This is a genomic window from Novosphingobium anseongense, from assembly GCF_037482895.1.
Classification (GTDB): domain Bacteria; phylum Pseudomonadota; class Alphaproteobacteria; order Sphingomonadales; family Sphingomonadaceae; genus Novosphingobium; species Novosphingobium anseongense.
The window spans coordinates 1,239,394-1,251,816 of the sequence record NZ_JBBHJZ010000001.1 but is presented as its reverse complement, the minus strand read 5'-3'; the positions used below and the strand labels follow the sequence as shown (position 1 = coordinate 1,251,816).

Annotated in this window: 11 protein-coding genes; 7 read left to right on the top strand and 4 right to left on the bottom strand. The window is 67.1% G+C overall.

What is annotated here, in order from left to right:
- Nucleotides 1-115: 115 nt before the first annotated feature.
- On the bottom strand, nucleotides 116-1,078 hold the full coding sequence (locus tag WG901_RS06005; protein ID WP_339586097.1) for a 50S ribosomal protein L11 methyltransferase: 963 nt from the start codon (nucleotides 1,076-1,078) through the stop codon (nucleotides 116-118).
- Between the two features lie 135 nt (nucleotides 1,079-1,213).
- Between WG901_RS06005 and sdhC the strand changes: the two genes are divergently transcribed.
- From sdhC to creD, 6 genes are all read left to right on the top strand, one after another.
- Nucleotides 1,214-1,627, top strand: coding sequence for a succinate dehydrogenase, cytochrome b556 subunit (gene sdhC / locus WG901_RS06000; RefSeq protein WP_339586096.1), 414 nt, complete (start codon nucleotides 1,214-1,216; stop codon nucleotides 1,625-1,627).
- A gap of 15 nt (nucleotides 1,628-1,642) precedes the next feature.
- Nucleotides 1,643-2,026 (top strand): succinate dehydrogenase, hydrophobic membrane anchor protein, encoded by a 384-nt coding sequence (gene sdhD, locus WG901_RS05995; protein ID WP_339586095.1) that lies wholly within the window; start codon nucleotides 1,643-1,645, stop codon nucleotides 2,024-2,026.
- A 1-nt stretch (nucleotide 2,027) separates the two neighbouring features.
- Entirely contained in the window at nucleotides 2,028-3,848 is a 1,821-nt protein-coding gene (gene sdhA, locus WG901_RS05990) for a succinate dehydrogenase flavoprotein subunit (protein ID WP_339586094.1), read from the top strand.
- Between the two features lie 76 nt (nucleotides 3,849-3,924).
- Nucleotides 3,925-5,052: a cupin domain-containing protein gene (locus WG901_RS05985; protein WP_339586093.1), complete on the top strand. Its 1,128-nt coding sequence runs from the start codon at nucleotides 3,925-3,927 to the stop codon at nucleotides 5,050-5,052.
- An 86-nt stretch (nucleotides 5,053-5,138) separates the two neighbouring features.
- The gene (locus WG901_RS05980) at nucleotides 5,139-7,238 is read left to right on the top strand and encodes an oxidoreductase (protein ID WP_339586092.1); all 2,100 of its coding nucleotides are present in this window, start codon (nucleotides 5,139-5,141) and stop codon (nucleotides 7,236-7,238) included.
- A 65-nt stretch (nucleotides 7,239-7,303) separates the two neighbouring features.
- The gene (gene creD, locus WG901_RS05975) at nucleotides 7,304-8,728 is read left to right on the top strand and encodes a cell envelope integrity protein CreD (RefSeq protein WP_339586091.1); all 1,425 of its coding nucleotides are present in this window, start codon (nucleotides 7,304-7,306) and stop codon (nucleotides 8,726-8,728) included.
- Here creD and WG901_RS05970 read toward each other — a convergent pair.
- The 3 genes from WG901_RS05970 to ypfJ all read right to left on the bottom strand — a co-directional run bounded on the left by WG901_RS05970 (nucleotide 8,714) and on the right by ypfJ (nucleotide 11,521).
- Nucleotides 8,714-9,862, bottom strand: coding sequence for an alpha-hydroxy acid oxidase (locus WG901_RS05970; protein WP_339586090.1), 1,149 nt, complete (start codon nucleotides 9,860-9,862; stop codon nucleotides 8,714-8,716). The two genes, creD and WG901_RS05970, sit on opposite strands and share 15 nt — an antisense overlap.
- Nucleotides 9,863-9,922: 60 nt before the next feature.
- Nucleotides 9,923-10,582: a hypothetical protein gene (locus WG901_RS05965; RefSeq protein ID WP_339586089.1), complete on the bottom strand. Its 660-nt coding sequence runs from the start codon at nucleotides 10,580-10,582 to the stop codon at nucleotides 9,923-9,925.
- Between the two features lie 66 nt (nucleotides 10,583-10,648).
- Complete coding sequence (gene ypfJ / locus WG901_RS05960) at nucleotides 10,649-11,521, bottom strand: KPN_02809 family neutral zinc metallopeptidase (RefSeq protein WP_339586088.1); 873 nt, start codon at nucleotides 11,519-11,521, stop codon at nucleotides 10,649-10,651.
- A gap of 92 nt (nucleotides 11,522-11,613) precedes the next feature.
- On the opposite strand from ypfJ, the gene WG901_RS05955 reads away from it, so the two are divergent.
- Complete coding sequence (locus tag WG901_RS05955) at nucleotides 11,614-12,369, top strand: 3-hydroxybutyrate dehydrogenase (RefSeq protein ID WP_339586087.1); 756 nt, start codon at nucleotides 11,614-11,616, stop codon at nucleotides 12,367-12,369.
- Nucleotides 12,370-12,423 lie beyond the last annotated feature (54 nt).

Sequence of the window (12,423 nt, the reverse complement as noted above, 5' to 3'; positions counted from 1 at the left end):
GCGCCGAATCTGCAACCGGAACGGAGGGATTTGACCGTCACAGGCAAAGTCGATTGCCCTGCGGAATTGTTCTACGACTTAAGGGAACAGTGTGCTCGCCGAATGGAGAGGCTGGCTACCAGCGCCTCGACCACTCGGGCAGCTGGCCGGGCCGGCTGCTCCGCGAACGAACCGCGGGTCGCTTGCGCAGCCAGAGGATCGACCAGTCGCCGTTCACCAGCCGCGCGGCGAGCCGCAGGCCGGCGCGGCGGCAGGCCGCGCGGACCTGGGGTTCCTGCGTCTCGAGCAGGCCGGCGAGAAGCAGGCTGCCGCCCGGCACCAGGGCTTTGGCGAAATCGGGGGCGAGTTCGATAAGCGGGCCGGCGAGGATGTTGGCGATCAGCAGGTCGTAGGGTCCGCGCACCTGCAGCACGGGATGTGCCATGCCGTCGGCCACGACCATCGTCACGGCACCCGCGCCAGCGCCCAATGGCATATGGTTGAGCGCGGCATTGTCGTCGACCACGCCGATGCAGACGTCGTCGATGTCGCTCGCGGTCGCCAGCGCGCGCGGCCAGAGATCGAGCGCGGCGAACGCGAGCAGGCCGGTGCCCGTGCCAATGTCGGCCAGATTGCGCGCGACCACGCCTTCGCGCTTCATATGGGTGAGCATCGTCAGGCAGCCCGCGGTCGTCGCATGCTGGCCCGTGCCGAAGGCGCGGCTCGCGGGAATCGTGAAGTCGCGGATACCGGGCCTAGCCAGCGGCGGGTGCTCGGGCGTGTGGACGTGGAACTTGCCCGCTCGGATCGGCTCGAGGCCCTGCTGGCTCTGCGTCACCCAGTCGGTCTCGGGTAGTTCCTCGACCGCCAGCCCCGGTGCTTCCGTGGCAAACAGCGCGGTGATCGCCGCCTTTTCGGCTCTGCCTGGTTTGCGTGGCAGCCAGACCTCGAGCCGCCAGTCGTCGGGCTTGTCTTCCGCGATCTCGCTGCCCGAGAGCACCATGTCGGGGTCCCAGTCGAAGGCGTCCTCGTGCGCGATCAACGCGGCTTCGATCACGGCGCGCGGCGCGAAGGCGGTCAGTTTCCAGGCTTTGCTCATGGCGCTTCCCATAGGGAGGCGTGGCGGGATCGCCAAGGCGAAGGCCGCACCGACTTGCACGGCTCGGCGATTTGGCTAAGGGGGAGCGCATAGAGCAGCGTCGAATGCTGCTATGCACAACGGGGATTCGAGAAAATGGCCCAAGCCAGCCCTTCGGCACGCAAGCGACCGATATCGCCGCACCTGATGGACGGTGCCCGCCTTCATTGGCGCTGGGGTCCCGCGATGCTCTCGTCGATCTTGCACCGCGTCTCCGGTGTCGGCGCGACTGTCGGCATCTTCCTTCTGCTCTGGTGGCTCGGCGCGCTGGTCAGCGGTCCGGCGGCTTATGCCACGTTCCACGGCCTCGCTTCGGCCTGGTACGGCAAGGTCGTGCTGGTCGGCGTGAGCTGGGCCGTGATCGCGCATACGATCACCGGCATCCGTCACTTCGTGCTCGACATCGGCGCGGGCTACGAACTGGGGCAGAACAACCTCTGGGCGACCGTCAGCACGCTGCTTGGCTTCGTCCTCACCGCGGCCTTCTGGGCCGCGCTGCTGCTGCGCTGAGATAGGAAGAAACACATGGGCAACGGAACTTCGATCGGACGCGTTCGCGGCCTCGGTTCGGCGCACAACGGCGCGCATCACTGGCTGATCATTCGCTACACCGCCATCGGCAGCCTGCTGCTGACCGTGTGGTTCGGCGTCTCGCTCTTCCTCCTGCCGAACTTCAGCTACGAGGCGGTCCGCGAATGGATCGTCCGGCCGATCCCGGCGACCGCGCTGGCGCTGTTCGTGCTGATCAACATCTGGCACGCGCGCCTCGGCGTGCAGGTCGTCCTCGAGGACTACGTCCATGAAGACGCCAACAAGTTCGCGAGTATCGTCGCGCTCAACCTCATCACTTTCGCAGCCGCGGCCTTCGGCCTGTTCTGCGTCGTCCGCCTCGCGCTGGGAGCTGCCTAAGATGGCCACTGCTGCTTCGGGTCAGCCCGCATACAAGATCATCGATCACACCTATGACACCGTCGTCGTCGGCGCCGGCGGCTCGGGCCTGCGCGCCACGATGGGCAGCGCCGAGGCCGGTCTCAAGACGGCCTGCATCACCAAGGTGTTCCCGACGCGCTCGCACACCGTCGCGGCGCAGGGCGGCATCGCCGCTTCGCTGAAGAACAACAGCCCGGACCATTGGACCTGGCACATGTTCGACACGGTCAAGGGTTCCGACTGGCTCGGCGACCAGGACGCGATCGAATACATGGTCCGCGAAGCGCCCGCCGCGGTCTACGAGCTCGAGCACGCCGGCGTGCCGTTCAGCCGCAACGCCGACGGCACGATCTACCAGCGCCCGTTCGGCGGTCACATGCAGAACATGGGCGAGGGCCCGCCGGTCCAGCGCACCTGCGCCGCGGCCGACCGTACCGGTCACGCGATGCTGCACGCGCTCTACCAGCAGTCGCTGAAGTACGACGCGGACTTCTTCATCGAATACTTCGCCATTGATCTCATCATGGACAACGGCAAGTGCGTCGGCGTGATCGCGCTGTGCATGGACGACGGCACGATCCACCGCTTCCGCGCCAAGGCCGTGGTCCTGGCGACCGGCGGCTACGGCCGCTGTTACTTCACCGCCACGTCTGCCCACACCTGCACGGGTGACGGCGGCGGCATGGTGCTGCGCGCGGGCCTGCCGCTGCAGGACATGGAATTCGTCCAGTTCCACCCGACCGGCATTTACGGCGCGGGCGTGCTCATCACCGAAGGTGCGCGCGGCGAGGGTGGTTACCTGACCAACTCGACCGGCGAGCGCTTCATGGAACGCTATGCCCCGTCGGCCAAGGACCTTGCCTCGCGCGACGTCGTCAGCCGCTCGATGGCGATGGAAATCCGCGAGGGCCGCGGCGTCGGCCCCAACGGTGAATACATCTATCTGCACCTCGATCACATCGCGCCCGAAGTGCTGGCCGAGCGCCTGCCGGGCATTACCGAGAGCGGCAAGATCTTCGCGGGCGTCGACCTGACGCGCCAGCCGCTGCCGGTGGTGCCGACCGTCCACTACAACATGGGCGGCATCCCCTGTAACTATCACGGCGAAGTCGTGACGCTGGGCAAGGATGGCCCGGACACGGTCGTCCCCGGGCTGTTCGCGGTGGGCGAAGCCGCCTGCGTCTCGGTCCACGGCGCCAACCGCCTGGGTTCGAACTCGCTGATCGATCTCGTGGTCTTCGGCCGCGCCACCGGTCACCGCCTCAAGCAGCTGGTCGATCCGTCCGCGGCCTGGCCCGAGCTGCCCAAGGATTCGGCCGACCTCGCGCTCACGCGCCTCGACCACTTCCGCAACGCCAAGGGCGGTTCGCCGACGGCGCAGGTGCGCATGGAAATGCAGCGTACGATGACCGCACACGCGGCCGTGTTCCGCACCGACGAGCTGATGGTCGAAGGCAAGGCGAAGCTCGCCAAGACCTACGAGCGGATGAACGACCTGCATGTCTCGGACAAGGGCCTGATCTGGAACTCGGATCTGGTCGAGACGATGGAGCTCGACAACCTGATCAGCCAGGCGAGCGTCACGCTCCACGGCGCGCAGAACCGCAAGGAAAGCCGCGGCGCCCACGCGCACGAGGATTTCCCCGAGCGCAACGACGCCGAGTGGATGAAGCACACCGTGGCCTGGTTCGACGGCTGGGGCGGCAAGGGCGGCGGCGTCAAGATCGACTACCGCCCGGTCCACGAATACACGCTGACCGACGACATCGAGTACATCAAGCCGAAGAAGCGCGTATACTGAGCCATCGCGCTTCGTTGAGAACACTAGCAAGGCCGGGGCGGATGCTCCGGCCTTTTGCATGGAGCGTTGGACGATCGTGCGACTAACCCAATTCGACACCGCCGCCTTCCTGCGCGACACCTGGCAGCAGCGGCCGCTGCTGATCCGCAATCCCTGGGCGCTATGGCAGAACCCGCTCGAGCCCGACGAACTGGCCGGTCTCGCCTGCGAGGATACGGTGGAATCGCGGCTGGTGGCGACCGGCAAGGCGGGCTGGAAGGCCGAGGGCGGGCCGTTCGAGCCGGCGCACTTCGGCAAGCTCGGCAAGAAGCCGTGGACCTTGCTCGTCCAGGCGGTCGATCACCACGTTCCCGACGTTGCCGCGCTGATCGAGGCGTTCCGCTTCGTGCCCAACTGGCGGATAGACGACGTGATGGTGTCCTACGCCAGCGACCGCGGCGGCGTGGGGCCGCATTTCGATCAGTACGACGTGTTCCTGATCCAGGGTCTGGGCCGGCGGCGCTGGCAGATCGGCGGCACCTGCGACCACACCACGCCGCTTCTCCCGCATGACGACCTGCGCCTGCTCGCGGATTTCGAGCCGGTCGAGGAATGGGTGCTCGAGCCCGGTGACATCCTTTATGTCCCGCCCGGCGTGGCGCACAACGGCGTGGCGCTCGGCGACGATTGCATGACCTATTCGATCGGCTTCCGCGCGCCGTCGCGCGGCGAACTGATTGCCCACTGGTGCGATCATGTGCTGGGCGGCTTGCAGGATGGCGACCGTTATGGCGACCATGGACTGGCGGCGCAGGACAATCCAGGCGAGATCACCGCCGATGCCATTGCCCGGCTGCAGGCGATGATCGCCGAGAAGATGCTCGATCGCGACAGCTTTGCGCGCTGGTTCGGCGAATATACCACCGCGCCGAAATACCCCGACATGGACTGGCGGCCCGAACAGCCGTTCGATCGCGCGGATCTGTGCGCCGGCGTGGCGCTGTCGCGCAATCCGGCCAGCCGGTTTTCCTACGTGGCGCAAGGGGCGGGCGTGCTGCTGTTCGTCGATGGTCGCACCTGGGAGTGCGGCGCGGACGTGGCCGGGCTGGCAAGGCAGCTGTGCGCCCTGGCCCGCGTCGTGCTGGTGGAAGATCCGTCCGAAGCGGCAATCGCGCTGCTCGCCGACCTGATCGAGGCCGGCTGTCTTGCGATCGACGAGGACTGAGGCCTTGTGCGCACAAACCTTGGCTTGCAGTAAAGGTACTTCTGGGTACGATTGAATCGAAAATATAAGATGCCCCGGAGAGAGCGATGCACCCGAAATATCCGAATGTGTTCTCGCCGATCCGGCTCGGTCCCGTTGAAATCCCTACGCGCTATTTCTTCGCGCCGCATGGCTCGGCGCTGAGCGCCGGCTCGAAGCCGCTCGACGATCTCGTCGCCTATAGTGCCGAGCGGGTGCGCGGCGGGGGCTGTGGGCTGGTCGTCGTGGCACTGGCGATCCACGAGCGCGGGCGCACGCGCCAGCCGTCGCCGCACCCGCCCGAGAACGTTGCGGCCTTCCGCGTCATGGCCGATGCGATCCATGCGGCCGGCGGCAAGATATTTGGCGAGACGCTCTACCACTGGATCGGCGCGGGGCAGTGGCAGGCGCTGAGCCCGCCGGCGCCGTCGCTGGCGCCCTCGGTGCGGCAGTTCGGGCTCAACGGCCGCGCCGCCTCGACCCGCGCGATGACCAAGGCCGAGATTGCCGGCATGCTCGGCGCGATCCGCCAGACGGCCCGGCACATGGCCGAAGCCGGATTCGACGGCATCATGCTCCACGCGAGTCACGCCGCGCTCGTCGAGCAGTTCCTCTCGCCCTATTTCAACCAGCGCACCGACGAATACGGTGGCAGCCTCGAGAACCGCATGCGCTTCGTCGCCGAGGCGCTGCAGGCGGCGCGCGACGGGGCCGGCGAGGTGGAAGGCGCGGAATTCGCCGTGGGCATGCGCTTCAACTGCGACGAGCAGATCGAGGGCGGCTATGGCACGGACACCGCCTTCGAGGTGGTCGAGCGGCTCTGCGAACGCGGCCTGCTCGACTACATCGATCTCGATGTCGGGCTCGAGCCGCAGCAGTTCCATCACGGCATGCCGACCGGCTTCGAGCGCAAGCAGTATTACCGGCCTTTCGTCGAGCAGGTGCGCAAGGCCGCGGGCGCGGTGCCCGTGCTGTCGGTGCTCGGCAACCTGACCGACATGGCCGATGCCGAGGCGGCGCTCGCGGCAGGGGTCTGCGACGTGGTCGGCTCGGCGCGCCAGCTGATTGCCGAACCGCGCTTCGTCCAGAACGCGCGCGACGGGCTCGAACACCTGAGCCGCACCTGCATTGCCTGCAACTGGTGCACAGCGGCGGGCGGCGACGGCGCGCAGGGCTGCGCGATCAATCCGGCCAGTTACCGCGACCGGGTGTGGGGTGAGGAGAGCTTCACGCCCGCGCCGCATCGTCGCAAGGTCGTGGTGGTAGGCGGCGGGCCCGGCGGGCTCGAAACCGCGCGCGTCGCTGCGCGGCGCGGTCACGCGGTCACCCTGATCGAGAAGAATGACCATCTCGGCGGAGCGCTGGCGCTTTGGGCCGCGCTGCCAGGACGTGAGCACTATCGCCCGGCGATCGACTGGTGGGAACGCGAGATGGCACGGCTCGGGGTCGAGGTTCGGCTCGGTATCGCGGCCGATGCCGACAGCGTTCTCGCCGAAGCGCCGGACGCGGTGATCGTCGCCACCGGCGCGCGCTACAGCCCCGGCGGGCGCAGCATCACCTTCGATGCCGACATTCCGGGATGGGACCTGCCTTTCGTCCACCGACCCGAGGCCTTGCTGGCGGACGGCGTGCGGCTCACGGGCAAGGTCTTCGTGATCGATGCCGAGGGCTATCACACGGGCACGGGGCTCGCCGAGATACTCGCGAGCGACGACGCCGAGGTGCAATTCGTCACCGCCGCCTATTCTCCGGTCTCGGGGCGCAACACCGACAATTGGGAGGAACGCTACCTCGTCGCCCGGATGAAGCGCGCCGGCGTGCGCCTGCGCCCAAGCACCTGGATCCGCCGGATTGAGCCGGGCGCGGTCGTGCTCTACGACGTCCACACCGGCGAGGAGAGCCGCGAGGCCGCCGACGCCGTGGTGCTCTCGACCGCGCGCGAGCCGATCGATCACATCGCCCGCGCGCTCGAAGGCCGCGTGCCGCAGCTCTTCACGATCGGCGATGCGCTGGCGGCGCGGATGCTCGCGGCGGCGCCCTACGAAGGCCAGAAGTTCGCGCGCCTGATCGGCGAGCCCGGCGCGCCGGCTACCGTGAGCGAAGCCTGGTTCGCACCCGACGATCCGGCGACCGCGATGTTGCCGGCAGACGTGCCGCGGCGGCATTGACCTTCGTTCAGCGGTGAGCAAGTCTCGGTAGGCGAGGTTGATCGAACATCGCGGGAAGGGCATTCATGACCGAACCAGTGCGTAAGGAACGCTCGCCGGGGATCAAGCTGCTGCTTGCGAGCCTGATCGGGCTCGCGCTCGTGATCCCGCTGATGATGGTCTATGCGCTGGTCTGGGATCGGCAGAGTCAGTCGGAAACCGCGCAGACCGCGATCAACGCCGGCTGGGGCGGGCCGCAGGTGCTTGCAGGCCCCGTGATCGTCGTGCCTTTCCGCACGACCGAGACGCAGAACGAGACCGGCAGCGACGGCAAGACCACGACGCGCACGGTCGAGGTCGAGAAATTGCTCTACGTCTCGCCCATCCAGAACGACGTGACCACGGCGATCAAGCCCGAGGAGCGGCGCAAGTCGATCTATCGCTCGGTGCTCTACGAAGCTCAGGTCAAGGGCAAGGCCAGCTTCGCGCTGCCCGCCGATCTGCCGCGCTTCGGGGTGACGGCGGACAAGCTGATCTGGGACCGGGCCGAACTGCGCCTCGGCGCCTCCGATGCTCGCGGACTCACCACCGGCGGGACGCTCACGGCAAACGGACAAGCGCTGGCAGTGCAGCCCGGCAAAGGACCGGGCGCAACCGGGGGGCAGGGCTTTTTCGCTTTCGTGCCTTGGACGGGCCAGGGCACGCTGGCGGTCGACTATGCCTTCGGCCTGCGTGGCAGCCGCTCGCTGAGCCTCGTCCCGCGCGGCGGTCAGACCAAGTGGGACGTGACGTCGCCTTGGGCCAGCCCGAGCTTCGGCGGTGCCTTCCTGCCCGAAAAGCCCCAGATCTCGGACAAGGGGTTCAAGGCCAGCTATACGGTCGACAAGCTCGCGCTCGGCCAGGCGCCGGTGGCGACCGACGACCAGGGCCCGCCGGTTATCGACACGGGCTCACCCGAGGGCACCGCGAGCCGGATCGCGATGACCTCGGACGGCGTCGGCGCGAGCTCGGGTCAGGCGCTCGCGGTCACGGTCGGACTGATCGAGCCGGTGAACCTATATTCGAAGGTCGATCGTTCGGTGAAATACGGCTTCCTGTTCATCGGCTTCACCTTCCTCGCCTTCCTGCTGTTCGACGTCGTCGGCGGCGCACGCGTCGCGGCGGCCGAATACCTGCTGACCGGCGCGGGGCTCGTGCTGTTCTTCGTGATGCTGCTCGCCTTCGCCGAGGTGATCGGCTTCACCGCGGCCTATCTGCTGGCTTCGGCCGCGATCATCGGGCTGCTGACGGCCTACAGCGCGGCCGTGCTTAAGTCCTGGCAGCGCGCGCGCTTCATCGGTGCGCTGCTCGTCGGGCTTTACGCCCTGCTGTTCGTCTTGCTCAACCTCGAGGCTTGGTCGCTGGTGATCGGCTCGGTGCTGCTGTTCGGCGCGCTTGCCGGAGTGATGTATGCGACGCGCAAGGTCGACTGGAGCGCGGTGGGCCGCGCTCCGGGCTCAGCGCCAGCGTAGCCGCTCGCGGTTGAGTTCGGCGACATTCTTGACGCCCATGAGCTTCATGCCGCGCTCGATCTCGTCCTTGAGCAGGCCGATCGCGCGCTCGACGCCGGCCTGGCCGGCGGCGGCTAGCGCATAGAGGTAGAGCCGTCCGCCCGAAGCGCAGTCTGCCCCCGCGGCCAGCGCCTTGAGCGCGTGGGTGCCGCGGCGCACGCCGCCGTCGCAGATCACCTCGATCTGCCCGCCGACCGCGTCGACGATCTCGCGGACCTGGTCGAACGGCGCGCGGCTGCCGTCGAGCTGGCGGCCGCCGTGGTTCGAGATCATGATCGCATCGGCGCCCATCGCCACCGCGCGCCGGGCGTCGGCGACGCTCATCACGCCCTTCAGCGCGAACTTGCCGCCCCAGTCCTCGCGGAGTTGTTCGGCCATCTTCCAGTCCATCGACGGGTCGAGCATCGTGTTGAAATAGCCGGCGATCGACACGGCCTCGCCGCTGCCTTCGCTGACGTGCGTGTCGAGGTTGGGCAGGGCGAACTTCTCGCGGAACACGTAGTCGAGCGCCCAGCGCGGCTTGATCGCGTAGGAGAGCGCCGAAGAGGGGGTGAACTTCGGCGGCGAGGTGAAACCCGAACGCGCGCAGCGTTCGCGCTTGCCCGAGACGATCGTGTCGACCGTCAGCGCGATCGCGTCGAACTTCGCGGCCTGGCAGCGCTCGATCATCGAGCGGTTCAGTCCGCGGTCCTTGTGATAGTAGAACTGGAACATCTTCGGGCTAGAGACCAGGGCGCCGATCTCTTCGATCGAGACCGTCGCGAGGCTCGAGATGCCGAACCACAGGCCGAACTTCTCGGCCGCCTTGGCCACCGCACGCTCGCCCTGCCAGTGGAACACGCGCTGGAGCGCGGTCGGCGATAGAATCAGCGGCAGCGCACTCCTGCGACCCAGGATCTCGATCGAGGTATCGATCTCGTGCACCCCGGCGAGCACGTCGGGCACCAGGTCGCAGTCGGCATAGGCTGCGGTGTTGCGTCCCTTGGTCAGTTCGTCGTCGGCGGCGCCGTCAATGTAGTCGAACACCGGCCAGGGCAGGCGCTGCTTAGCGAGGCGGCGGAAATCGTCGATGTTGTGGCAGTCGGTCAGGCGCATGATCGCGCGCTAGCGCAATCGCTCAAAAGCAACAATCCTCGCCGAAGAGACAGGCGCGCGTCAGTCGGCGCGTTGGACCATCGGGCGGGAGACGTAGCGTACCGCGCGCGTGTCGCCGCGCGTGCTCACAGGCTCGGCATCGGCCGGTCGCGCGCGCGCCGGTTCCTTGCCCTCTTCGAGCGCGGCCATTCGCGCGTTGAACACGTCGAGCGTCGCCGAACGTGCCGGATAGCGGCAGCCCTTGCCCTGACCGATGCCCTTGAGGAACGAGCGCCGCGCGACGCCCGAGAGGATCGCCGCCTGCAGCGCGCGATCGCGGCTGTTGGCACCCGATACCTCGCGGATCAAGCCGCGGAAGGGGATGAACGAGCCGACCACCGACTGCGCGACGCGGCCCGGCGTGGTGCGTCGGCCCTCGGTCTGCGGCACGTCGACGTCTTCGCCGAGGATGGCATCGAGTTCGCCGATGGCGGTCGCCAGCTGGCGGCAGGTGGATAGGCCGGTCAGGGTATAGGGGCGCTCCTCGGCTGCCAGCAGTAGCGCCGGAATCTCGTCCTTCTTGAGGTTGAGATCGGTCGCCGGCGTGGAGACCACGTCCTTGGCGGTCACATCCTTCTGCATGATCGGCTTGTCGGGCCGATCGGCGACACCCGGCTCGGCGATCGCCGGCGAAGCCGCCAAGGCAAATGCCGAAAACGCGAGCCAGTTCATCTTACGCATGCGAATCTCCAACCGGCTTGTTCGTCAGGGTTCCATCGGCGCGGCGTCGTCGCGACACGACCCGTCCTACCGTCTCAGATCGGCAAACGTGTCGCAGGCGTCCTCGTTCCCGCTTTCGAGTCCCTTGCGCAGCCATTGCATGCGCTGCGCACTTGAACCGTGGGTGAAGCTTTCCGGATTCGCGCGCTGGCCGGCATTCTTCATCAGCGTGTCGTCGCCGATCGAGCTCGCCGCAGTCAGGCCTTCTTCGATGTCGCCGGACTCGATGCGGTCCTTGTTCTTGGCGGCCCAGACGCCGGCATAGCAATCGGCCTGCAACTCCATGCGCACCTGCAATGCATTGGCCTCGCGCGGGCTCTGCTCTTGCGCGCTGCGCACCTGGCGCGACAGGCCGGTCAGGGTCTGGACGTGGTGGCCGTATTCGTGCGCCATGACATAGGCACGCGCGAAGTCCCCGCCGGCGCCGAGCTTCTGTTCCATCTCGCGGTAGAAATCGGTGTCGATGTAGATGCCGTTGTCGCTGGGGCAGTAGAACGGCCCCATCGCGCTCTGCGCGGCGCCGCAGCCCGAGCGGCCCATCTGCGAGTAGAACACCAGCTTTGGTTGTTGGAACTGCACGTTCGACCGCGCGAAGATCGGCTGCCAGGTGCGGTTGAGCGAGGCGAGCGCGTTGCAGGTCTCGCGGCTGACCGCATCGACCGAGCAACTTTCGCTCAGGCTTTTGGGCGCGCCCTGCGGCTGCATCGGCGTCGATTGCTGCTGCGACTGTTCGAGCCCGCCGAGCAATTGCGTGGGATCCACTCCGAACACCAAGGCCGCGATCAGCGCGATAACCAGGGTGCCGCAGCCAATCTTGCCGCCGGCCATGCCGATCGGCAGCATGCCGCCGCGCTGATCCTCGACGTTGATGTCACGAGGATCGAAATCGTCGAGCCGCATCGGCCTTTTTCCTCCCTTGCCGCACTTGCGCAGATCATTCCGCAGGTGCGAGACAGTCTGCAATTCTAGCTCACAACCCCATGGAGTCGAGCATGTTCCTCAAAGGCAAACGCGCCCTCGTTACCGGTTCGACCTCGGGCATCGGCCTTGCCGTTGCGCGGGCCCTGCGTGCCGAGGGTGCCGAAATCGTGCTATCGGGTTTCGGCGAGGCTGAAGCCATTGCGGCGCTCTGCGACGAGCTTTCGGCGCGCCATGTCGCGGGCGACCTGTCGCAGCGCGCGGGTGTCGAGGCGCTGATGGCGGGGGCGGGTCCGGTCGACGTGCTCGTCAACAACGCCGGTATGCAGCACGTCGCGCCGATCGAGCACTTTCCGGTCGAAAAGTGGGACATGATCCTCGCGCTCAACCTGACCGCGGCCTTTCACACGAGCCGCCTTGCCGTACCACACATGAAGGAGGCAGGTTGGGGGCGGATCATCAACGTTGCGTCCGCCCATTCGCTGACCGCTTCGCCGTTCAAATCCGCTTATGTCGCGGCCAAGCATGGGCTCGCCGGGCTGACCAAGACGCTGGCGCTCGAACTCGCGACCGACGGTGTCACCGCGAACTGCATCAGCCCCGGCTATGTCTGGACGCCGCTGGTCGAGAACCAGATCCCCGATACGATGAAGGCGCGCGGTCTTACGCGCGAGCAGGTGATCGAGGACGTGCTGCTCGTGCGTCAGCCGACCAAGCAGTTCGTCCAGCCGAGCGACATCGGAGCCATGACCCTGTTTCTGTGCAGCGAGGCCGCAGCCAATGTGACGGGCGCCAACATGAGCATGGATGGTGGTTGGACGGCGGAATAAAACCTCTTGGTTAACAGTCATAAATCTTGCTGACGTTAGACGATGCTGTAATTT

Bases quoted from the DNA above. Each gene is read 5' to 3' on its own strand.
- creD (WP_339586091.1), top strand. From the start codon at position 7,304: ATGACCGAACCAGTGCGTAAGGAACGCTCGCCGGGGATCAAGCTGCTG.
- WG901_RS05965 (WP_339586089.1), bottom strand. From the start codon at position 10,582: ATGCGTAAGATGAACTGGCTCGCGTTTTCGGCATTTGCCTTGGCGGCT.
- WG901_RS05980 (WP_339586092.1), top strand. From the start codon at position 5,139: ATGCACCCGAAATATCCGAATGTGTTCTCGCCGATCCGGCTCGGTCCC.
- WG901_RS05955 (WP_339586087.1), top strand. From the start codon at position 11,614: ATGTTCCTCAAAGGCAAACGCGCCCTCGTTACCGGTTCGACCTCGGGC.
- sdhC (WP_339586096.1), top strand. From the start codon at position 1,214: ATGGCCCAAGCCAGCCCTTCGGCACGCAAGCGACCGATATCGCCGCAC.
- ypfJ (WP_339586088.1), bottom strand. From the start codon at position 11,521: ATGCGGCTCGACGATTTCGATCCTCGTGACATCAACGTCGAGGATCAG.
- WG901_RS06005 (WP_339586097.1), bottom strand. From the start codon at position 1,078: ATGAGCAAAGCCTGGAAACTGACCGCCTTCGCGCCGCGCGCCGTGATC.
- WG901_RS05970 (WP_339586090.1), bottom strand. From the start codon at position 9,862: ATGCGCCTGACCGACTGCCACAACATCGACGATTTCCGCCGCCTCGCT.
- sdhD (WP_339586095.1), top strand. From the start codon at position 1,643: ATGGGCAACGGAACTTCGATCGGACGCGTTCGCGGCCTCGGTTCGGCG.
- sdhA (WP_339586094.1), top strand. From the start codon at position 2,028: ATGGCCACTGCTGCTTCGGGTCAGCCCGCATACAAGATCATCGATCAC.